Consider the following 19,013-nt stretch of genomic DNA (forward strand, 5'->3'; position numbering starts at 1 on the left):
TGCTCTCGGCCCGGCGGCGGGGCCGCGGACCACCGGGGGCTCCCCCACTGTCTTATGGACGTGGGAGGTGCCCCCGGGTGGCCCGCGGGTCACGCCGCTCCGGCCTTCACCTGCCTTTCGTGCCGTATGGCGGGTGCGCCGGTTGTGGTTACTTCTTCAGGCCCAGGTTCACGAAGTCGTAGTAACCGCTGTAACCATCGGTCGTGTAGACGTTCGCGAGCCGGGAGCCGCGCCAGTTGAGGAACTTCTCGAAGGTGAAGGGCAGGTAGTACGCGCCCTCCATGACCTTGTGGTTGATCTGCTTGGCGATGTCCGCCTTCTTGGCGTCGTCGAGCTCGGCGGCGTAGTCCTCGAAGAGGCCGTCGATCGACTTGTCCTTGATCTGGGCGTAGTTGTTGTTGCCGCTCTCAAGGATGTACTGGCTGTCCCACAGCGGCTGGCCGTAGCCGGCGACGGACGGGAAGTCCGGGCCCCAGCCCATGATGATGATGCCGTAGCCCTTCTTCTTCACGTTGGCGGGGCTGCCGATGATGCCGGAGGACTGGGCGCCGTCGTACTGGTCGATGTCGACCTCGATGCCGACCTTCTTCAGCGAGGCCTGGAGGGACTCGGCGGTGGCGACCTCGACCGGCTTGTTGTTGCGGACCGCGATGGTGGTCTTGAAGCCGTTCGGCTTGCCGCAGGCCTTCAGCTCTTCCTTGGCCTTCTCGACGTTGCCGCTCTTGTTCGTCGTGGCGATCTCGAACGGGTCGTAGTCCTGGCCCTCGGAGCCGGGGACGGCCGGCGGCAGCATGTTGGTGCCGATGTCGCCACCGGCGACCGGGCCGCCACGGGCGGTCTGCAGCGACACGTGGTCGGCGCCGTAGATCACGGCCTTGCGGCAGTGCTCGTTGTCGAACGGCTTCACGGTCTGCGGGAAGACCGCGTACCGGATGAAGCCGGAGACCGGGTTGTCCAGGTTGGCCTTGTGCTCCTTCAGGGCGGTGGTGCGGCCCTGCGGGGACATGCCGGTCTGGGTGATGTCCAGGTCGTAGTCGCCGGCGATCAGACGCTGGTCCATGTCGTTGGCGTTGGTGAACAGCGTCAGCGAGACCTTGTCCGGGTACGCCTTGCGGATCGGGTCCGAGGACGCCTTCCAGTTCTCGTTGCGGACGAGGACCAGCTTCTTGTTCGGCGTGTACGACTCGAACTTGTACGGGCCGGAGGAGAACGGGTGCAGGCCGTACTTGGACTTGGTGTCCTTGTCCTGGCGGACCGGGGAGGCCGAGGTCAGCGCGAGCATCGCCTCGAAGTCCGAGTTGGCCTTCGGGAGCTTGAAGACGATCGTCTTGTCGTCGGGCGTCTCGATCGCCTTCAGACCCAGCTTGTCCTTGGACGTGTCCTTGTACGGGCCCTTGTACTCACCCTTGGGGTCGAGGGCGTCCCGCAGGTAGACCGGACCGCCGGACAGCACGTCCTGCGCCCAGACGCGCTCGATGCCGTACTTGATGTCCTTCGACGTGATCGCCTTGCCGTCCTCCCACGTGGCACCGTCACGCAGGGTGTACGTGTAGGTCTTGCCGTCGTCGGAGATCTTCGCCATGGAGGTGGCGAGGTCCGGAGTGAGCTCGGCACCCTTGGCGCCCGGCTCGGTCTTGGTGGTGACCAGCTGACGGCTGTAGTAGCGGGAGAAGTCCCACATGAAGCCGTAGTAGCCGCGCGTGGTGTCCCACGAGTCGGCGTCCTGGGCGCCCGCGAACTTCAGCTCGCCGCCCTTCTTGACCAGCGAGGCCTGGGCGACCTTGTTGTTCGCGGCGTCGAAGCCGGCCGCGCCGGTCTTGGAACCGCCGTCGCTGTCACTGTCACCGCCGCCGCACGCCGCCGTGGCCAGCAGAGCAGCTACCACGGCAGCGGCGGCAGCAGCCTGCTTGCGCCGCCCTGTGGTGCTTTGGGTTGTCACTCGGATCCTCCGGTGTTGGTTTCGGCCCGCCGTTGATGAGAGATACGGGCCCGTCAGGTGGTACGGCAGTTCAGCGGGAACCCTTCGGGTCGAGCGCATCGCGTACGCCGTCGCCGAAGAGGTTGAAGGAGAGCACGGTGATGAAGATCGCTACGCCGGGGATCACCATGTACATGGGGTCCGAGTCGTAGTAGTCGATCGCCGACGACAGCATCTGTCCCCAAGAGGCGGTCGGCGGCTTGACGCCCACGCCGAGGAAGCTGAGCGCCGCCTCGGTGAGGATGTTGGTCGGGATCATCATGGTCGTGTACACGATGATCGGGGCGACGAGGTTGGGCAGCAGCTCCTTGAACAGGATGTAGAACCGCCCGGCACCCAGGCTGCGCGCGGCCTCCACGTACTCCCGCTCACGCAGCGAGAGCGTCTGACCGCGCACCACACGGCCCACGTACGGCCAGCCGAAGAAGCCGATCACCAGGATCATCACGAACAGGCGCACGCCCGTACCGGTCAGGCCCAGCATCTCGTTCGGCATGACCGAGACCAGCGCGATGATGAAGAGCAGTTGCGGGAACGCCAGCAGACCGTCCATGACCCGGCTGATGGCCGCGTCGACCCAGCCGCCGAAGAAGCCGGCCAGGATGCCGAGGACGGTGCCGAGCGCGACGGCGACCAGCGCCGACAGGAAGCCGACCAGCAGCGAGACACGGGCGCCGTAGACGATGCGCGCGAAGATGTCACGGCCGCTGACCGGCTCGACGCCGAGGAGGTGGTCGCCGCTGATGCCGCCGAGTGACCCCGTGGGGGTCGAGAACAGCGGGTCGATCAGGTCCTCGTGGTGGGTCTCCGGGTCCTGGCCGACCAGGTTCGCGATCACGGGAGCGAGGATCGCGATCACGATGAGCAGGAGCACGACGGCACCGCCCGAGAGGGCGAGCTTGTCACGCTTGAGGCGCTCCCAGGCGATGCGGCCGAGCGAACGCCCCTGTACCGCCTTGGCGTCGGCGCCGACCACCGCCGCTTCCTCGGCCGCGCTCGGGGCCGCTTCCGCGGTCGGCTCGTGCAATGGTGCCGTCATCGTGGCAGGGACCCCTCTCAACCGGCGGTAGCCGGCCCACGCGTGCCGCTGTGGCGGCATGATCAGTCCGTCGTACACAGGGGCGAACGCCCCTGGACGGGGAGTCTTCAACGCCTCGGCGATCTGTTGCCAGAGCTGACGGCCAATGGATGCGCAAACGTGATGCAGGTAGGAGGGTTCCGTTATGCGGACGGTGGGTAACAGGGGGCGGACACGGGGCAGTTGGGACACGAGTGGCCATCAGGACCACTAACGCCCCCTGTCACCACCAAAGCGGACAACCCGCGCTTTCGCTCACGGAAGCGCTGGTCAGCACGGTGCGGAGGCAGACCAACACGCGCGGTGCGCACCCGAGTTCCGATGAAGCGGAATCCGGGACACCGGTCTGTCCCGCTCAGTAGGGGCGTGGCTGAGGGTAGCCGTATCCGCCGGGGACGGGTGCCTGGGCCGGGGCGGCGTGCGCCTCGCGGTCGTAGAACGGCCGGGCGCTGGCCCCCATCCACAGGGCCACCGGGTCGTACGCGTCCGACATCGCGACGGTGGAGACGGGCAGCCCGTCCGGGACCGCGCCGATGGACTGCTGCATCATCGCGCGCACCGAGTCGACGGCCGGCGGCGAGGTGTCGTAGACGTCGAGGCCGATGGCCAGGTAGGGCGCCCCGAGCGAGGGCTGCACCCAGGCGCGGCGCAGCGAGCGCACGGCGGGGGTGCGGTGGGCGTTCTGCGTGAGCAGGGCGTAGAACTGCGGGATCTCGATGCCCGGTTCGGACAGCCTGAGCGGGCCCGCGGGCTGGCGCTCCAGGCCCGTGGCGATCCGCCGCAGGTCGAGCCAGGGGATGCCGACGCCGCCGCCGGGGGCGTGCGGATTCAGCCAGAGGCCGTAGTGGTCGGGGTAGAGGGTGCGGGCGACGTCGAGGCCGTCGACCACCTCGTAGCTGCGGTTCCAGCCGCTGGCGGACAGCTCCTGGGCGGAGGTCACACAGGGCGCGTAGCCGTACCCGTCGACCTCCATGTTTCCGTACTGGGCGTCCGGGGAGCCGGCCTGGCCGTGCCAGAGCAGCATCCAGACCTGGCCGTTCGACGGCGTCGCGAGCGCACGGAGGAGTGCCTCGTAGGCGTCGTAACGCCCCGGGGTCACCTGGCGCAGCATGTGCTCGACCTGCCCGGTCGCGGCCGTGCCCGACGCGCTCACCCTCAACCGCCCCTTCGCGAACATGTCACGTTGTACTCACCCATTGCTCCGGAGGTGCTGTGTACGGCATCCCGACCGGAATCACGCCAACACCTCGACCGAGCCATGAAACCAGCTTAAGCGGCGTTCCTGACAGCGACTTGACGCACGGCCCGACGGGCGTGCGCGGTGTCGCCGTTCCGGCGGGCCCTGGAACCCGCACCGTCAGTACTCCCGCTGGTAGAAGGGGCGCACCCGGGCGCGCATCCAGTCGGCGACCGGATCCTGGGTGACGTCCAGGAGCACCAGGTTCACCGGCCGGTCGACGGGGACCCGGCCGAGGGCGCGGCCCAGCGCGTCCAGCGGGAGCGTACGGGCGGGGCCCTCCCAGTCGGAGAGCTCCACGCCGACGAACATCACCGGCTCGTCGCCCTCGATGCTCGCCAGGCAGCGGCGGGCGGTGAGCACGACGCCGGTCCCGGCGAACTCCTCGGAGGCGGCGGTCAGGAAGTCCACCGGATCCTCCTGCCAGTCCGGCTCGAAGAGCCGCACCCGGCCGCCGCTCGCGGGCCCGTCGAGCGGGGTCCGCCCGGTGCGGCACAGCTCGGCGACGGCGGGCGGCGGCAGCGGTACGCCGACCACGCCGTCGGGGTTGACGGCGATGCCGACCTGCGGGGGCAGTCCGCGCGCGAACTCGACGGCGGGGGCGACGGTGCAGCCCATGTGGCCGCCGACGACGTGGCGGAACTGCTCCTCCGAGCTGAAGACGGGGACGTAGGGCCGCCCCTCTATCTCCATGGTGGGCAGGTCGAGCGGGCCGCTGTGCGGGCCGCCGCCGTTCGGCAGGGGTATCCACAGGAAGCTGCGGCCGAGGACCTCGACGATCCGGCCGCCGGCCGAGGGCACTCCGAGGGACGCGGAGAGCACCTCCTCCAGTTCGTTGCCGGGCCATCCGCCGTGCGAATGGGAGTGCGGGTGCGCCTGTGCCGGGATGTCCATCTGTCTACCGCCTGCTGTGAACCGCTGTTCCGGCTGGAAACCCTAACGGGTGAGGCGCCACCGGGGCCCTTCACCGGCCACCCGGCACCGGCGCCCGGCCGGGGTCCGTGCACGCGATCTCAGCCGCCGAAGTCGATCCGGCGCAGCACGTCGGCCGCGTCCCGGTCGATCAGGACCGCCGAGCCGCAGCCCGCCGGCAGGGTGCCCCGCTCCACCGCGCGCAGCAGCCGGCCGGCCGCGCGGCGGTGGCGCAGGAAGGCGTAGCGCGTGACGCCGCGGCCGCGCTCGCGCTGGCCGTCGAGGGCGGTGCCGGGTGCGACGTCGAGGAGGAGCAGGTGCAGGGTGCCGCCGCGGCGCCGGGCCTCGCGGGCGAGCCAGCGGCGCACCCAGCTCTGGGTGCCGCAGTCGTGCACGACGACTCCGGTGCCCGAGCGCAGGGCGCGGCGCAGCCCGGCGTAGTGCGCGACCCGGACGAGGGGGCGGTAGACCCCGTACGGCAGGAAGCCCGGGAGCCGGGTGTCCCAGCGGTCGCGGGTGTCCTGGGAGTCGACGCGCGGGCCGCGTACGGCCCGGCGCATCAGGGTCGACTTGCCGCTGCCCGGCAGACCGGTGACCACGACGAGGTCGGCGGCGCCGAAGGAGAGGCCGTGCGGGCTGCGGCCGCCGCGCTCGCGCAGATCGCGGACGACGGCCCGGGGCAGCGCTGCGCACGCCTCCCGGGCCGGGACACCGGGCTGCTCGGGCAGTGCGAGGCCCGGGCCCGTCGCGTACGCCGTGGTCCTGTTCACCGTGATCGTCCTCCCCTTGGGTCCGGAGTCCCATCCCCGTCGAGTGTAAAGAGAAGGTAATGCGCGGGTCTCCTGTTTCCGTCCGTGTCCTGCCACAGGCCCGTTACAGGACACTGTGCGGGCCACACAGGGACCGCCCCTCACGTGTTTCACGGATGCGTGCGATGATGTGCCCGCCAACTGCATACCGGCCGCTTGAATCCGCGCGGGAGAGTCCCCGGGGCACCGTCCTCAGGGCGCCGAAGGAGCAAGTCCCTCCCTTGAATCTCTCAGGCCCCACATACCGCGCGGGCGAGGCACATCTGAAAAGCGGGCCGCCGACCGGCGGCTCCACCCAAGGTGCAAGTCATGATCACGGAAGTGCCGGTCAGCCGGTGCCCGGGAGTCACGACGAACCTCTCAGGTTCCGATGACAGATGGGGAGGAACGACCTCGCCGTCACGCCTTGGGAGCCCCACCGATGAGCAGTAACGCCCCCCGTCACACCGCCCTGGACGCGCTGCACCGCTCGCTCGGCGCGACGATGACCGACTTCGCCGGCTGGGACATGCCGCTGCGCTACGGCTCCGAGCGCGACGAGCACCTCGCGGTGCGCTCCCGGGCCGGCCTCTTCGACCTCTCCCACATGGGCGAGATCACCGTCACCGGGCCCGACGCGGCCAGGCTCCTCGACTTCGCCCTGGTCGGCAACATCTCCTCGGTCGGCGCGGGCCGGGCCCGCTACACGATGATCTGCCGCGAGGACGGCGGCATCCTGGACGACCTGATCGTCTACCGGCTCGGTGACGCCGGGGCCGCCCCGCACTACATGGTCGTCGCCAACGCCTCCAACGCCCAGGTGGTCCTGGACGCGCTGACCGAGCGCGCCGCGGGCTTCGACGCCGAGGTGCGCGACGACCGCGACGCCTACGCCCTGCTCGCCGTCCAGGGTCCCGAGTCCCCGGGCATCCTCGCCTCACTCACGGACGCCGACCTCGACGGCCTGAAGTACTACGCGGGCCTGCCCGGCACCGTCGCCGGTGTGCCCGCGCTGATCGCCCGCACCGGCTACACGGGCGAGGACGGCTTCGAGCTGTTCGCCGCTCCCGCCGACGCGGAGCGGCTGTGGCAGGCGCTGACCGAGGCGGGCGCGCAGGCCGGGCTCGTCCCCTGCGGCCTGTCCTGCCGCGACACGCTGCGCCTGGAGGCGGGCATGCCGCTGTACGGGCACGAGCTGACGACGTCGCTCACCCCCTTCGACGCCGGTCTCGGCCGGGTCGTGAAGTTCGACAAGGACGGCGACTTCGTGGGGCGCGCGGCGCTCGCCGAGGCCGCCGCCAAGGCGCAGGAGAACCCGCCGCGGGTGCTGGTCGGCCTCGTCGCCGAGGGCCGCCGGGTCCCGCGCGCGGGCTACCAGGTGGTCGCGGGCGGGACCGTGATCGGCGAGGTCACCTCCGGCGCGCCGTCCCCGACGCTGGGCCGGCCGGTCGCGATGGCGTACGTCGACGCCGCGCACGCCGCCCCCGGCACGCAGGGCGTCGGCGTGGACATCCGGGGCACCCACGAGCCGTACGAGGTCGTGGCGCTGCCGTTCTACAAGCGCCGGAAGTAGTCCGGAAGCGGTCCGTGAGCAGTACGGCCGCCTCTTCGCAGTGGGCCGGTACACACCGGCACGTTCCCCAGCAGTCCCCCGCGTACAGGAGAATTCAAGCCATGAGCAACCCCCAGAAGCTGCGTTACAGCAAGGAGCACGAGTGGCTGTCGGGCGCCGAGGACGGCGTGTCGACGGTCGGCATCACGGAGCACGCGGCCAACGCGCTCGGCGATGTCGTGTTCGTCCAGCTCCCGGAGGTCGGTGCCACGGTGACCGCGGGCGAGACCTGCGGCGAGCTGGAGTCGACCAAGTCGGTCAGCGACCTGTACTCGCCGGTCACCGGTGAGGTCACGGAGACCAACCAGGACGTGGTGGACGACCCGTCGCTGGTGAATTCCGCCCCCTTCGAGGGCGGCTGGCTGTTCAGGGTCCGCGTCTCGGACGAGCCGGCGGATCTGCTCTCCGCGGACGAGTACACCGAGTTCTCCGGCAGCTAAGGACCGACCCCCGATGTCACTTCTCAACACGCCCCTGCACGAGCTGGACCCGGACGTCGCCGCCGCCGTCGACGCCGAGCTGCACCGCCAGCAGTCCACCCTGGAGATGATCGCCTCCGAGAACTTCGCGCCGGTCGCGGTCATGGAGGCCCAGGGCTCGGTCCTGACCAACAAGTACGCCGAGGGCTACCCGGGCCGCCGCTACTACGGCGGCTGCGAGCACGTCGACGTGGTCGAGCGACTCGCCATCGACCGGGTCAAGGCGCTCTTCGGCGCCGAGCACGCCAACGTGCAGCCGCACTCGGGCGCGCAGGCCAACGCCGCCGCGATGTTCGCGCTGCTCAAGCCGGGCGACACGATCATGGGCCTGAACCTCGCGCACGGCGGGCACCTGACCCACGGCATGAAGATCAACTTCTCTGGCAAGCTCTACAACGTGGTCGCGTACCACGTCGACGAGGAGACCGGGCAGGTCGACATGGCCGAGGTCGAGCGCCTGGCCAAGGAGTCGAAGCCCAAGCTGATCGTGGCCGGCTGGTCCGCGTACCCGCGGCAGCTCGACTTCGCCGCCTTCCGCCGGATCGCGGACGAGGTCGGCGCGTACCTGATGGTCGACATGGCGCACTTCGCCGGTCTGGTCGCCGCGGGCCTGCACCCCAACCCGGTGCCGCACGCCCACGTCGTCACCACGACCACCCACAAGACGCTGGGCGGTCCGCGCGGTGGCGTGATCCTGTCCACCGCCGAGCTGGCGAAGAAGATCAACTCCGCGGTCTTCCCCGGTCAGCAGGGCGGTCCGCTGGAGCACGTGGTCGCCGCCAAGGCCGTCGCCTTCAAGGTCGCCGCCTCCGACGACTTCAAGGAGCGCCAGCGGCGCACCCTGGACGGGGCGCGCATCCTGGCCGAGCGGCTGGTCCGCGACGATGTCAAGGCCGTCGGCGTCGACGTCCTGTCCGGCGGCACGGACGTGCACCTGGTCCTGGTCGACCTGCGCGACAGCGAGCTGGACGGACAGCAGGCCGAGGACCGCCTCCACGAGGTCGGCATCACGGTCAACCGCAACGCGATCCCGAACGACCCGCGCCCGCCGATGGTCACCTCCGGGCTCCGTATCGGCACGCCCGCCCTGGCCACCCGCGGCTTCGGGGCCGAGGACTTCGCCGAGGTCGCCGACATCATCGCCGAGGCACTGAAGCCGTCGTACGACGCGGAGAGCCTCAAGGCCCGGGTGTCCGCACTCGCGGACAGGCACCCGCTGTACCCCGGCCTGAAGTGATGCACGGCATTTTCGCGGGCCGGAAGAGTTTTCGTACGCTTTGAGACGTACGAAACCCTCCATACGGACGTACGGGGCATCGCGCACATGCCCGAGCCGGCGCGGTGCCCCGTTCCTTGCGTCCGCCCGCCCCAGGCACCACCCCCCGCACCCCCGCACCATCCGTCGGCCGACAACGGCGTCTGCCGAAACGTTTAGGAGTCCACCGTGGCCATCTCGGTCTTCGACCTGTTCTCGATCGGCATAGGCCCCTCCAGCTCCCACACCGTGGGCCCGATGCGCGCGGCCCGCATGTTCGCCCGGCGGCTGCGAGGCGAAGGGCTCCTTCAGCCCACGGCCGCGGTCCGCGCCGAGCTGTACGGCTCGCTGGGCGCGACCGGCCACGGCCACGGCACCCCCAAGGCGGTGCTGCTCGGCCTGGAGGGCGCCTCGCCGCGCACGGTGGAGGTGGAGACGGCGGACGACCGGGTGGAGGCGATCCGCGCCGGCGGCCGGCTGCGGCTGCTCGGCGAGCACGAGATCGCCTTCTCCTTCGACGACGACCTGGTGCTGCACCGCCGCAAGGCGCTGCCCTACCACGCGAACGGCATGACCCTGTGGGCGTACGGCGCCGACGGCACCGAGCTGCTGTCCAAGACGTACTACTCGGTCGGCGGCGGCTTCGTGGTCGACGAGGACGCGGTGGGCGCCGACCGCATCAAACTGGACGACACGGTGCTGAAGTACCCCTTCCGCACCGGTGACGAGCTGCTGCGGCTGACCCGGGAGACGGGCCTGTCGATCTCCGCGCTGATGCTGGAGAACGAGCGCGCCTGGCGCACCGAGGAGGAGATCCGCGAGGGGCTGCTGGAGATCTGGCGGGTGATGCGGGGCTGCGTGTCGCGCGGCCTGTCCCGCGAGGGCATCCTGCCGGGCGGTCTTCGGGTGCGCCGCCGCGCCGCCGTCTCGGCCCGCCAGCTCCGCGCCGAGGGCGACCCGCTCGCCCACGCCATGGAGTGGATCACCCTCTACGCGATGGCCGTGAACGAGGAGAACGCGGCCGGCGGCCGGGTGGTCACCGCCCCGACCAACGGCGCGGCCGGCATCATCCCCGCGGTGCTGCACTACTACGTGAACTTCGTGCCCGGCGCCGACGAGGGGGGCGTCATCCGCTTTCTGCTGGCCGCCGGGGCCATTGGCATGCTCTTCAAGGAGAACGCCTCCATCTCCGGCGCCGAGGTCGGCTGCCAGGGCGAGGTCGGCTCCGCCTGCTCGATGGCGGCGGGCGCGCTCGCCGAGGTGCTGGGCGGCAGCCCGGAGCAGGTGGAGAACGCCGCCGAGATCGGCATGGAGCACAACCTCGGGCTGACCTGCGATCCGGTCGGCGGCCTGGTGCAGATCCCGTGCATCGAGCGCAACGGCATGGCGGCGGTGAAGGCGGTGACGGCCGCGAGGATGGCGATGCGCGGCGACGGCTCCCACAAGGTGTCCCTCGACAAGGTCATCAAGACCATGAAGGACACCGGCGCGGACATGTCGGTGAAGTACAAGGAGACGGCGCGGGGCGGGCTGGCGGTGAACATCATCGAGTGTTAGGTCCCTGGAAACTCCCCGGACCAGACTTGCGAGTCCCTGGCGAGTCCCCATGAAATGGGCTCTTGCTAAACCACGCCTGAACGGCCAAGTCCGTGGAGAGCCCGCTACCCGGAGACGGGTACGCCTCGTGCCACTTGGCGCGCTTCGCACTCCCCTGAAGGGGACCGCCGACCGATGTATTCATTGGTATTCTCGCATCATGGCTGACACCACTATCAAGATCGACGAAGGCATAAGAGATCGTCTTCGCACTCTGGCCGAAGAGCGCGGACTCAGTACCCGCGCGTATGTGGAAAGCGTTGTCGCGGCGACTCCCACCGAGGCTGAACGGGCCGAGCGGACGGCTCGGGCGATCGCGTACGTCCGCGCGAACCTGCGGCCAGAGCTGACCGATGAGGACGTACGCGAGGCACAGGCCTGGCGCGCGGAGATCGCCGCGGGCCGCCGGGGAGAGCGCCGGTGATCATCCTGGACCACACCGCGGTGGTCGCCCTGTGCAGGGGACACCGTCTGCTGTCCGGCCTGGCTGTGGTCGAGGTCGACGATCCGCTTCAACGCGCGCACGTCCCCGCCTTGTGTCTGTTCGCGGCAGGCATGGAGCTTCCTGGTGCGGTGGCGCACACGGGGGCGCTTCCCGGACTGGAGTTCCTGCCCCTCGACTTCGCGGGGGCCGCCTCCGTGGAACAGGCGACCGCCGCGGGCGTCGACTGGCGGCACGCCCACGCGGTCTACGCGTCGGCGGCCGGCCAGGGCGAGGGCCAGGTACTGACCGCGACTCCGGAGGCGTACGACGGGACGGGAGTATGGGCTGTGGACATCGGCAAGCCGTGAGCACGGCCACCGACCGTGGGGCCGGCCGCCACCGTCCGCCCGGCTCGACGCCGGTGCCTCTGGCCCTCGGCCTCCACCGGGTGTTGCGGAACCGGCGGCGGCGAAAGTCCTGGCGCACGAATGGCCCCCGGCGATAGGCTCGATGATCCCTTCACGGCACTCACACAGCCCGGTGCACCCCATTCATACGGCAGCACACCAGGAAAAGCGGTACCTCTCTGATGAGCGCAGGTGGCGCGGCACAGACGCCGGACCCCAGACTCGCCGAACTCGCCCGCACCTCACGCAACTTCGGCTTCCTGTACGACCATCTGCCGCTGCTCGTCGCCTACGGGTCGGGCGCCTAGGCCAACGTCTTCACCGACCCGAACACCTCGCTGATCAAGTCCCGACAGTTCGGTGAGGCCCTCGCCTCCGACCTGGTACGCCGGGGCCGCGTCCAGTTCACCGGAGCAAGCAGGTCGAACGCCTGGCCGCCCTGGGCAGGGAGGGCTACCTGCACGGCGACGTGGGGCCCGCCTTCCACGAGGTCCGCGTCCTGGGCAACAAGGCCAACCACGACGACTACGACGACCCGGACGACGCCTTCCGTGCCCTGCGGACCTGTCATCGGCTCGGCGTCTGGTACCACCGCCTGATCAGCGGCGTACGCGAACAGCGAACCTTCGTCCCGCCGGACCCGGCACGCACACCGGCCGCACAGAACACCGCCCTGCGCACGCAGGTGGAGGAGACCCGGCGCACTCTGGAGGAGGCCCGCCTCACCTACGAGGGCCAGGCGTCCCAGGCGCAGGCGGAGCAGACCGCCCGCCTCGCGGCGGAGCGGGAGCTTGCCGAAGCCGCGGCGGAGCGTGAGGACCTGGCCCGCCAGGTCGCCGCCATGCATGATCAGCTCGCGGCGCTCCAGCAGGCCCAGTCTGCGGCCGACGCCCGACTGCTGCGTGAGCAGGTCACCAGCCCCGCCGCCGCGTCCGAGGCCGTCGCCGAGCGCGCGCCTCCTGGAGAATGCCGAGCAGGCGGCCCGCGAGCCCCTCACCGAGGCGCAGGTCCGCACCCGCCTGGACGAGATGCTCGCCGAGGCGGGCTGGAGCGTCCAGGACGCGGGCGGCAGCCTCAACCTCTACGTACAAGGCGACCGGCGCGGCAGCGGCGTCGCCGTCCGCGAGACGACCACGGCCACCGGCCGCGCCGACTACGCCCTGTACGTGGAGCGCAAGCTCGTCGGCGTGATCGAGGCCAAACGCGAGGGCGCCGACCTGACCGCCGCGGAGGCGCAGGCCGACCGGTACGCCGACCATCCCACCGAGGCGCAGCGGCGCCTGATCGCCTGGCGCACCCCCCTGCCCTTTCGCTATGTCTCCGACGGCGGCGAGACCCGGTTCCGCAACACCCTCGACCCCGACTCTCGCAGCAGGCGGATCTTGTCACACTGCACCGTGATGCCGTTGTGCCGGTGAAGAAAGCCCTCCGGGTCCGCCAGCATCGACTCCGCCATGGTCTGGCTGACCCCGGTGAGCCCAAGTGTCTTGCGGACGTTACGGTCGCAGAGACGCTCGCCGTGCCCCTTGTCATGGTCTCCGTCATCGCTCCGGCCGCCGTACCAGCGCGCCAGTTGATCGGCGCCGACCTCACCGATCACCGCCTTGTACGGGGTCTCACGGCTGTACCACTCCCGGTCCATGGTCGCCCTGAGAGTGATCGGCTGCGGCTCCAGGTCCTCCCGGATCGCCCGGTGCAAGTCCTCTGGTCCAGAACCCGGTACTCCACACTCCGGCCGCGTCCGCCGAACTTCCCCCATGAGCGCGACGACCAGGTTCACCTTGCACGTGGGCAGCCGCAGGACACCGTGCACACGGTCCGCGAGAACGCGACGCAGTCGATGCCGAAGTCGTCCCTGCCGTCGATCACCCACGCCGCCGCCTCGTCCGAGGTGCAGTCGGCGAGGATGCGGGCGGCCTTCGCGGACACGGCCCGCGACAACAAAGCCGTCTCACGCTCCGTGAGGTCCTTCTTCTCGAAGTCGTCCATAGAGATCCGGTCCTGGAACTCCCGCAGCAGCGCCCTCTTGATGTGCTGCACCTCAAGAGGCATGCTCTGCGCGCCCTTGCCCCATGTCGAGCCCGCCACGTCCCTTATTCATCAGCCTGTTCAGAGTACCGAGGTGAGGCATTGTGCGCCCCGGCATGCACCGGCGCGCCTTGGGTGCCCCAGCCCGCCCGGTACCGCGGTCAGGAACGCACCGCCGCGTACACCCCCACCCGGTCCCCGCGCATGAAAGCAGCAGCTCCGGTACGCCCCGCCGACAGATCAGATGGATCGTCGAGCGGCAGAGGCAAGGTGGTCTCCTCATCATCACCGATGTGCGGAGTGCCGGCCGCCCCGTTCCACAGCCGTATCACCACCCTGGGCAGAGCCGTCGCCCGGACCGCGTCGTCCTGGCCGGGGTACAGCCGTCCCCTTGTCGGTGAAGTACAAGGAGACGGCCCGGGGCGGGCTGGCGGTGAACATCATCGAGTGCTGACGCACGCGGCGTCCGCACGTGCACCGCGGCACATGCGCAGGCACGGGCGATGCCCGTTCAGGTGGATCTCGGCGAACTCGGGGAAGGGGCACAGGAGTTGATGGTTCACTTGGCAACCCTCGACGCACTGTCCCGTTCTGTCCTCCACTGTCCCCGAGCGCACAGGAGCGCCCATGCTGCGCGGCATCGACATCAGTGCCTACCAGTCCTCCTCGTACTCCACCGAAGGACTCTCCTTCGTCTTCATCAAGGCGACCGAGGGCCGTTCGTACGTCAACCCCAAGCTCGCCGCCCAGACGAAGCGGGCCCGTGACGCCGGCTGCGTCGTCGGCTTCTACCACTTCCTGTGGCCGGGGAACCTGACCGCCCAGGCCGAGTACTTCCTGAGCAAGGCCCCCGAGAAGGCCGGCGACATCCTCGCCGTCGACTGGGAGACCACCGGCGACGGCACCCACGCGACCAACGCCGAGAAGGACAGCTTCATCAAGAAGCTCAAGCAGCTCCGGCCGGACAACAAGGTCGTCCTGTACTGCAACCGCAACTTCTGGCTCAACATCGACACCACGTCGTACGCGGGCGACGGGCTCTGGATCGCCGACTACGTGACGGCGGGCAAGCCGCGGATCAAGGCGACGTGGACGTTCCACCAGTACACCGACGACCCGCTGGACAAGGACGTGTCCCGGTTCACCGCCAAGGACACGCTGAAGAACTGGTCGACCCCGTAGACCGCCGCCGGCCCGGGGCGGGCGGCGGTCCGCGGGTGCCGTCGGCCTCCCGGGTCAGCCGCGGAAGTCGGCCGGGCGCTGCGGTGACGCCTCCGCGAGCGCCTTGGTGACCCCCTCCACACCGGCGCGCAGTCCGTAGACCGGGCTGCCCGGCTGCTGGCGCCAGGAGTCGGCGAGCCCGCCGGAGTCCACGGTGTCGAAGCCGAGCCGGTCGATCAGGTCGCGCACGACCCGCTTGGCCGCCTCGTCGTCGCCCGCGACCGGGAGCGCCATGCGGTCGGGGGCGCCGGCCGGACGCGCGCGGTCCAGGATGTCCTGGGCGTAGGTGCCGTTGAACGCCTTGATCACGGTGTGCCCGAGCTGCCGGGCCGTCCAGGCGCTCTCGGTCAACCCCTCGTCCTCGATCGCGGCGATCCGGCCGTCGCGCTGCTGCGGGTAGTAGTTGTTCGTGTCGATCACCGCGACGCCCTCGGCCGCCCCGTCGAGCACCCCGGACGGCAGGTCCGGCACCCGCTTCAGGGGGATGGTGACGATGACGACCTCGGCGCCGCGCGCCGCCTGCTCGGCGGGCACGGGCGTCGCGCCGGTCTCCTCGGCCAGTTCGGTGAGGGTGTGCGGACCGCGCGAGTTGGCGACGGAGACCTCGTGGCCGAGGGCGGTGAGCCCGCGGGTGAGGTTGCCGCCGATGTTGCCCGCTCCGATGATGCCGATCTTCATGCCGTGTCCTTCCGGGTCGGTGTCGCACACCACCAACCGCCCGGCGGGACGGGCTGTTCCGGACGTACCGGCAGCCGGGTGACAGAGATCGGATTCCGGCCACCGGGCACCGGCCGCAGGCCACAGGCCACCGGGCACAGGCCACCGGGCACCGGGCACCGGCCACCGGCCACCGGCCACCGGGCACCGGCCACCGGCCGCAGGCCACCGGGAACCGGCCGCAGGCCGCAGGCCGCAGGCCGCAGGCCGCAGGCCGCAGGCCGCAGGCCGCAGGCCGCAGGCCGCAGGCCACCGGGCACCGGCCGCAGGCCCGTGGAAGAGGCGGCTAGGTCCGCCGCAGCAGCGCCAGCGTCGCCTCCAGCTCCTCGCGCAGCACCGTGCTCGCGGCCTCCGCGTCCCCCTCGGCCACGGCCCGCACCAGCGCCGCGTGGGTGCCGTCCCCGGTGTTCGGGTCCTTCTCCCGCACCCCGGAGAGGTCCAGCATCTCGGTCAGCCCTTCGCGCAGGGCGGGCGCGAACTCGCCGAACAGGTCGGTGAGCACGGGGTTGCGGGCGGCGGCGACCACGGCCGCGTGCAGGGCGATGTCGGCGTCGACGAAGGCGGCGTCGTCCGCCGCGGCGGCGGCCCGGCGGCCGGCGAGGGCGGCCTCCAGGGCGACGACGTCCTGCTCGGTGCGCCGCTCGGCCGCAAGCCGCGCCGCCTGCACCTCGACCAGGATCCGCACCTCGTAGACGTCCGTCACCGCGGCCCGGCGCAGCCGGGTGGGCCAGTCCTCGACGGGCTCAACGGCGATGACGAAGACGCCCGCGCCCTGCCGGGCCCGCACCAGACCCGCCCCGGCGAGCACACGCAGCGCCTCGCGGACGGTGGAGCGGCCCACGCCCAGTTCGGCGGCGAGGGTGGTCTCCCCCGGCAGCTTGGTGCCGACGGGCCAGTGTCCGCCGGTGATCTGGGCGCGCAGCCGCTCCGCGGCCTGCTCGACCAGGGGGCTGGGACGGACGGCATCGAGCGGCATCCGCGGTTCACCTGCTTACTCGTCGGTGGAGTACGTGTACGTGTACGTGTACGTGTACGTGTACGTGTACGTGTACGTGTACGAGGAGTATCCCCCGGAGCGTGCGGTCGTGGCGTTACTCGTCTGAGGAGTACTTGTCTGAGGAGCTGACCTGTGGCTAGGGTACGGCCATGACGTTCCGCGGTCTCCTTCTTCTCGGCTGCCGCGGCGGGGCCTGACGCGACCGGCACCCCGCCGCGGGATGCCGTGCTGCCGGTCTCCGACCGAGCCGAAGGCCACACAGCGACCATGAACGCCTCCTCGTACACCCCGCCCCGCTGGAATCCGCAGCGTCCGGGCCCCATGCCCCACCACCGCTACCGCCCCTTCCAGGACCGGGTCGACGTGCCGGCCCGCGACCGGAGCTGGCCCGCCGCCCGCATCGAGCGGGCCCCGCTGTGGGTCCCGGTCGATCTGCGCGACGGCAACCAGGCACTCGCCGAGCCGATGGACACCGACCGCAAGCGCCGCTTCTTCGACCTGCTGGTGCGCACCGGCTTCAAGGAGATCGAGGTCGGCTACCCGTCCGCGAGCCGCACCGACTTCGACTTCGTGCGCCACCTGGTCACGAGCGGCGCCGTACCGGACGACGTCACCCCCGTCGTCTTCACCCCGGCGCGCCGGGACCTCATCGACCGCACCTTCGACTCGATCGAGGGCCTGGAGCGGGCGGTCGTCCACCTGTACATCCCGACCTCGCCGGTGTGGCGGGACGTCGTGCTCGGCCGGGACCGCGGGGAGGTGTGGCGGACCGTACGGGACGCGGCGGGACACATGGCCCGGCGGGCCGACGCCGTGGCGTCGTCCTACATCCGCTTCCAGTTCGCGCCCGAGACCTTCAATCTGACCGAGCCGGACTACGTGCTCGAACTGTGCGACGGGCTGACCGAGCTGTGGGACGCGAGCCACGACCGGCCGGTCACGCACAATCTGCCGGCCACGGTGGAGATCGCGACCCCGAACGTGTACGCCGACCAGATCGAGTACATGCACCGCAACCTGGGCCGCCGCGACAGCGTGATCCTCTCCGTCCACCCGCACAACGACCGCGGCACGGGCGTCGCCTGTGCCGAACTCGCCGTCCTGGCGGGCGCCCAGCGTGTGGAGGGCTGTCTGTTCGGCAACGGCGAGCGGACCGGCAACGTCGACCTGGTCACGCTCGCCCTGAACCTCTACGCCCAGGGCGTCGACCCCATGGTGGACTTCTCGGACATCGACACGGTGCGCGAGACGGTCGAGCGGTGCAACCGGATGCCGGTGCACCCCCGCCACCCGTACGGCGGCGACCTCGTCTTCACCGCGTTCTCCGGCACCCACCAGGACGCCATCAGCAAGGGGTTCGACCACCACGCGCGCACGGCGGCCGAGCTGGGCGTGCCTTCCTCCGAGGCGCCCTGGAGCGTGCCCTACCTGCCCGTCGACCCGGCCGACCTGGGCCGCTCGTACGAGGCCGTCATCCGCGTCAACTCCCAGTCCGGCAAGGGCGGTGTGGCCCATCTGCTGCGCACGAACCACGGCCTCGACCTGCCGCAGCGGATGCGGCCCGACTTCGCCCGGCGGGTGCAGGACGCCACGGACGACAGCGGCCGGGAGGCGACGCCGAAGGAGCTGTACGAGCTGTTCCGCACGGCCTATCTGGAGCCGGGGGACGACGTGGTCCTGCACGCCTGGACCAGCGAGCGCGACCCGGCCACCGGCGCGCACCGGTTCGTCTGCACCCTGCGGGCCGGCGACCGCACCGGGGACCACGAGGGCACCGGTGACGGGCTCGTCGCCGCCTTCGCCGACGCGCTCGCCGGAGCCGGTGTGCCCGTCGAGATCCTGGAGCTGCACGGCGGGCCCGCGTCCGGGCCGGACGGCACGGCGGTCGCGTACGCGGAGTGCCGGGTCGGCGGGGTCACCCGCTGGGGCGCGGGCCGGGACGCCTCGGCCGCGGCGGCTTCCGTGCAGGCGGTGCTCGCGGCGGTGAACCGGGCGACGACGACGGCCTGACCGTGAGCGGACGAAGGGTGCCCTCCGTACCCGGTACGGAGGGCACCCTTCGCGCGGGGCCTACTTGTTCAGGTGGGCCCAGAACTCGTCGAACGAGAGGAGCTTGTCCCCGTTGAGGTCGCGGGAGGCGATCAGGGCCTCCGCCACCGACTCGGTGACGTTCCAGTCCCCGCCCTGGGCGAGCGCGGTCTTGAACTCGGCCGGGGTGATGAACCCGTCCCCGTCCGTGTCGATCCGCTGGAACTGCGTGCGTGCTTCGTCGATGTCCGCCACC

20 protein-coding genes and 1 riboswitch are annotated in these 19,013 nt (G+C 70.8%); of the genes, 10 read left to right on the forward strand and 10 right to left on the reverse strand.

Annotation, left to right across the window (positions count from 1 at the left end):
• Positions 1–148 precede the first annotated feature (148 nt).
• The 5 genes from ACFV6E_RS25220 to ACFV6E_RS25240 all read right to left on the reverse strand — a co-directional run bounded on the left by ACFV6E_RS25220 (position 149) and on the right by ACFV6E_RS25240 (position 5,981).
• Positions 149–1,939 carry an ABC transporter substrate-binding protein gene (locus ACFV6E_RS25220; RefSeq protein ID WP_385162941.1) on the reverse strand — a complete coding sequence of 597 codons (1,791 nt, stop codon included), beginning with the start codon at positions 1,937–1,939 and terminating at the stop codon, positions 149–151.
• Between the two features lie 70 nt (positions 1,940–2,009).
• Positions 2,010–3,017 (reverse strand): ABC transporter permease, encoded by a 1,008-nt coding sequence (locus ACFV6E_RS25225; protein ID WP_385464791.1) that lies wholly within the window; start codon positions 3,015–3,017, stop codon positions 2,010–2,012.
• A gap of 394 nt (positions 3,018–3,411) precedes the next feature.
• Complete coding sequence (locus ACFV6E_RS25230) at positions 3,412–4,209, reverse strand: enhanced serine sensitivity protein SseB C-terminal domain-containing protein (protein WP_385162945.1); 798 nt, start codon at positions 4,207–4,209, stop codon at positions 3,412–3,414.
• Between the two features lie 204 nt (positions 4,210–4,413).
• Positions 4,414–5,187 (reverse strand): enhanced serine sensitivity protein SseB, encoded by a 774-nt coding sequence (locus ACFV6E_RS25235; RefSeq protein WP_385162947.1) that lies wholly within the window; start codon positions 5,185–5,187, stop codon positions 4,414–4,416.
• Positions 5,188–5,306: 119 nt separating this feature from the next.
• On the reverse strand, positions 5,307–5,981 hold the full coding sequence (locus tag ACFV6E_RS25240; RefSeq protein WP_385163019.1) for an AAA family ATPase: 675 nt from the start codon (positions 5,979–5,981) through the stop codon (positions 5,307–5,309).
• 190 nt (positions 5,982–6,171) lie between these two features.
• Positions 6,172–6,271: riboswitch (glycine riboswitch) on the forward strand.
• Positions 6,272–6,435: 164 nt separating this feature from the next.
• On the opposite strand from ACFV6E_RS25240, the gene gcvT reads away from it, so the two are divergent.
• From gcvT to ACFV6E_RS25280, 8 genes are all read left to right on the forward strand, one after another.
• Entirely contained in the window at positions 6,436–7,566 is a 1,131-nt protein-coding gene (gene gcvT, locus ACFV6E_RS25245; protein ID WP_385464794.1) for a glycine cleavage system aminomethyltransferase GcvT, read from the forward strand.
• 101 nt (positions 7,567–7,667) lie between these two features.
• Positions 7,668–8,045, forward strand: coding sequence for a glycine cleavage system protein GcvH (gene gcvH / locus ACFV6E_RS25250; protein WP_385162951.1), 378 nt, complete (start codon positions 7,668–7,670; stop codon positions 8,043–8,045).
• A gap of 13 nt (positions 8,046–8,058) precedes the next feature.
• Complete coding sequence (gene glyA / locus ACFV6E_RS25255; RefSeq protein ID WP_385464797.1) at positions 8,059–9,321, forward strand: serine hydroxymethyltransferase; 1,263 nt, start codon at positions 8,059–8,061, stop codon at positions 9,319–9,321.
• Positions 9,322–9,528: 207 nt separating this feature from the next.
• Positions 9,529–10,896, forward strand: a complete 1,368-nt coding sequence (locus tag ACFV6E_RS25260) for an L-serine ammonia-lyase (protein ID WP_385464800.1) — start codon at positions 9,529–9,531, stop codon at positions 10,894–10,896.
• 199 nt (positions 10,897–11,095) lie between these two features.
• Positions 11,096–11,359 carry a hypothetical protein gene (locus tag ACFV6E_RS25265; RefSeq protein ID WP_385162957.1) on the forward strand — a complete coding sequence of 88 codons (264 nt, stop codon included), beginning with the start codon at positions 11,096–11,098 and terminating at the stop codon, positions 11,357–11,359.
• Positions 11,356–11,727, forward strand: coding sequence for a hypothetical protein (locus ACFV6E_RS25270; protein WP_385464803.1), 372 nt, complete (start codon positions 11,356–11,358; stop codon positions 11,725–11,727). Before ACFV6E_RS25265 ends, ACFV6E_RS25270 begins: the two co-directional genes overlap by 4 nt.
• Positions 11,728–11,948: 221 nt before the next feature.
• Complete coding sequence (locus ACFV6E_RS25275; protein ID WP_385464806.1) at positions 11,949–12,074, forward strand: hypothetical protein; 126 nt, start codon at positions 11,949–11,951, stop codon at positions 12,072–12,074.
• A gap of 594 nt (positions 12,075–12,668) precedes the next feature.
• Positions 12,669–13,184 carry a type I restriction endonuclease gene (locus ACFV6E_RS25280; RefSeq protein ID WP_385464808.1) on the forward strand — a complete coding sequence of 172 codons (516 nt, stop codon included), beginning with the start codon at positions 12,669–12,671 and terminating at the stop codon, positions 13,182–13,184.
• On the opposite strand, the gene ACFV6E_RS25285 is transcribed toward ACFV6E_RS25280, so the two are convergent.
• Entirely contained in the window at positions 13,079–13,525 is a 447-nt protein-coding gene (locus tag ACFV6E_RS25285) for an AIPR family protein (protein WP_385464845.1), read from the reverse strand. The two genes, ACFV6E_RS25280 and ACFV6E_RS25285, sit on opposite strands and share 106 nt — an antisense overlap.
• Before the next feature lie 17 nt (positions 13,526–13,542).
• The gene (locus ACFV6E_RS25290) at positions 13,543–13,854 is read right to left on the reverse strand and encodes a hypothetical protein (RefSeq protein ID WP_385464811.1); all 312 of its coding nucleotides are present in this window, start codon (positions 13,852–13,854) and stop codon (positions 13,543–13,545) included.
• Between the two features lie 567 nt (positions 13,855–14,421).
• Here ACFV6E_RS25290 and ACFV6E_RS25295 point away from each other — a divergent pair.
• On the forward strand, positions 14,422–14,976 hold the full coding sequence (locus ACFV6E_RS25295; protein WP_385162979.1) for a glycoside hydrolase family 25 protein: 555 nt from the start codon (positions 14,422–14,424) through the stop codon (positions 14,974–14,976).
• Positions 14,977–15,030: 54 nt separating this feature from the next.
• Here ACFV6E_RS25295 and ACFV6E_RS25300 read toward each other — a convergent pair whose 3' ends face one another.
• A complete protein-coding gene (locus ACFV6E_RS25300; protein WP_385162981.1) occupies positions 15,031–15,693 on the reverse strand; it encodes an NADPH-dependent F420 reductase in 663 nt (220 codons plus the stop codon).
• Positions 15,694–16,018: 325 nt separating this feature from the next.
• Complete coding sequence (locus ACFV6E_RS25305; protein WP_385464814.1) at positions 16,019–16,708, reverse strand: FadR/GntR family transcriptional regulator; 690 nt, start codon at positions 16,706–16,708, stop codon at positions 16,019–16,021.
• 288 nt (positions 16,709–16,996) lie between these two features.
• On the opposite strand from ACFV6E_RS25305, the gene ACFV6E_RS25310 reads away from it, so the two are divergent.
• Positions 16,997–18,739, forward strand: coding sequence for a 2-isopropylmalate synthase (locus tag ACFV6E_RS25310; protein ID WP_385464817.1), 1,743 nt, complete (start codon positions 16,997–16,999; stop codon positions 18,737–18,739).
• Positions 18,740–18,799: 60 nt separating this feature from the next.
• Here ACFV6E_RS25310 and ACFV6E_RS25315 read toward each other — a convergent pair whose 3' ends face one another.
• Positions 18,800–19,012, reverse strand: coding sequence for an EF-hand domain-containing protein (locus ACFV6E_RS25315; protein ID WP_385162987.1), 213 nt, complete (start codon positions 19,010–19,012; stop codon positions 18,800–18,802).
• Position 19,013: the final 1 nt, after the last annotated feature.

The organism is Streptomyces sp. NPDC059785, assembly GCF_042732375.1.
Classification (GTDB): Bacteria; Actinomycetota; Actinomycetes; order Streptomycetales; family Streptomycetaceae; genus Streptomyces.

Excerpts from the sequence above, each read along its gene's own strand:
- ACFV6E_RS25225 (WP_385464791.1), bottom strand. The coding sequence starts at position 3,017 with ATGACGGCACCATTGCACGAGCCGACCGCGGAAGCGGCCCCGAGCGCG.
- ACFV6E_RS25235 (WP_385162947.1), bottom strand. The coding sequence starts at position 5,187 with ATGGACATCCCGGCACAGGCGCACCCGCACTCCCATTCGCACGGCGGA.
- gcvT (WP_385464794.1), top strand. The coding sequence starts at position 6,436 with ATGAGCAGTAACGCCCCCCGTCACACCGCCCTGGACGCGCTGCACCGC.
- gcvH (WP_385162951.1), top strand. The coding sequence starts at position 7,668 with ATGAGCAACCCCCAGAAGCTGCGTTACAGCAAGGAGCACGAGTGGCTG.
- glyA (WP_385464797.1), top strand. The coding sequence starts at position 8,059 with ATGTCACTTCTCAACACGCCCCTGCACGAGCTGGACCCGGACGTCGCC.
- ACFV6E_RS25265 (WP_385162957.1), top strand. The coding sequence starts at position 11,096 with ATGGCTGACACCACTATCAAGATCGACGAAGGCATAAGAGATCGTCTT.
- ACFV6E_RS25275 (WP_385464806.1), top strand. The coding sequence starts at position 11,949 with ATGAGCGCAGGTGGCGCGGCACAGACGCCGGACCCCAGACTCGCCGAA.
- ACFV6E_RS25285 (WP_385464845.1), bottom strand. The coding sequence starts at position 13,525 with ATGGGGGAAGTTCGGCGGACGCGGCCGGAGTGTGGAGTACCGGGTTCT.
- ACFV6E_RS25295 (WP_385162979.1), top strand. The coding sequence starts at position 14,422 with ATGCTGCGCGGCATCGACATCAGTGCCTACCAGTCCTCCTCGTACTCC.
- ACFV6E_RS25300 (WP_385162981.1), bottom strand. The coding sequence starts at position 15,693 with ATGAAGATCGGCATCATCGGAGCGGGCAACATCGGCGGCAACCTCACC.
- ACFV6E_RS25305 (WP_385464814.1), bottom strand. The coding sequence starts at position 16,708 with ATGCCGCTCGATGCCGTCCGTCCCAGCCCCCTGGTCGAGCAGGCCGCG.
- ACFV6E_RS25310 (WP_385464817.1), top strand. The coding sequence starts at position 16,997 with ATGAACGCCTCCTCGTACACCCCGCCCCGCTGGAATCCGCAGCGTCCG.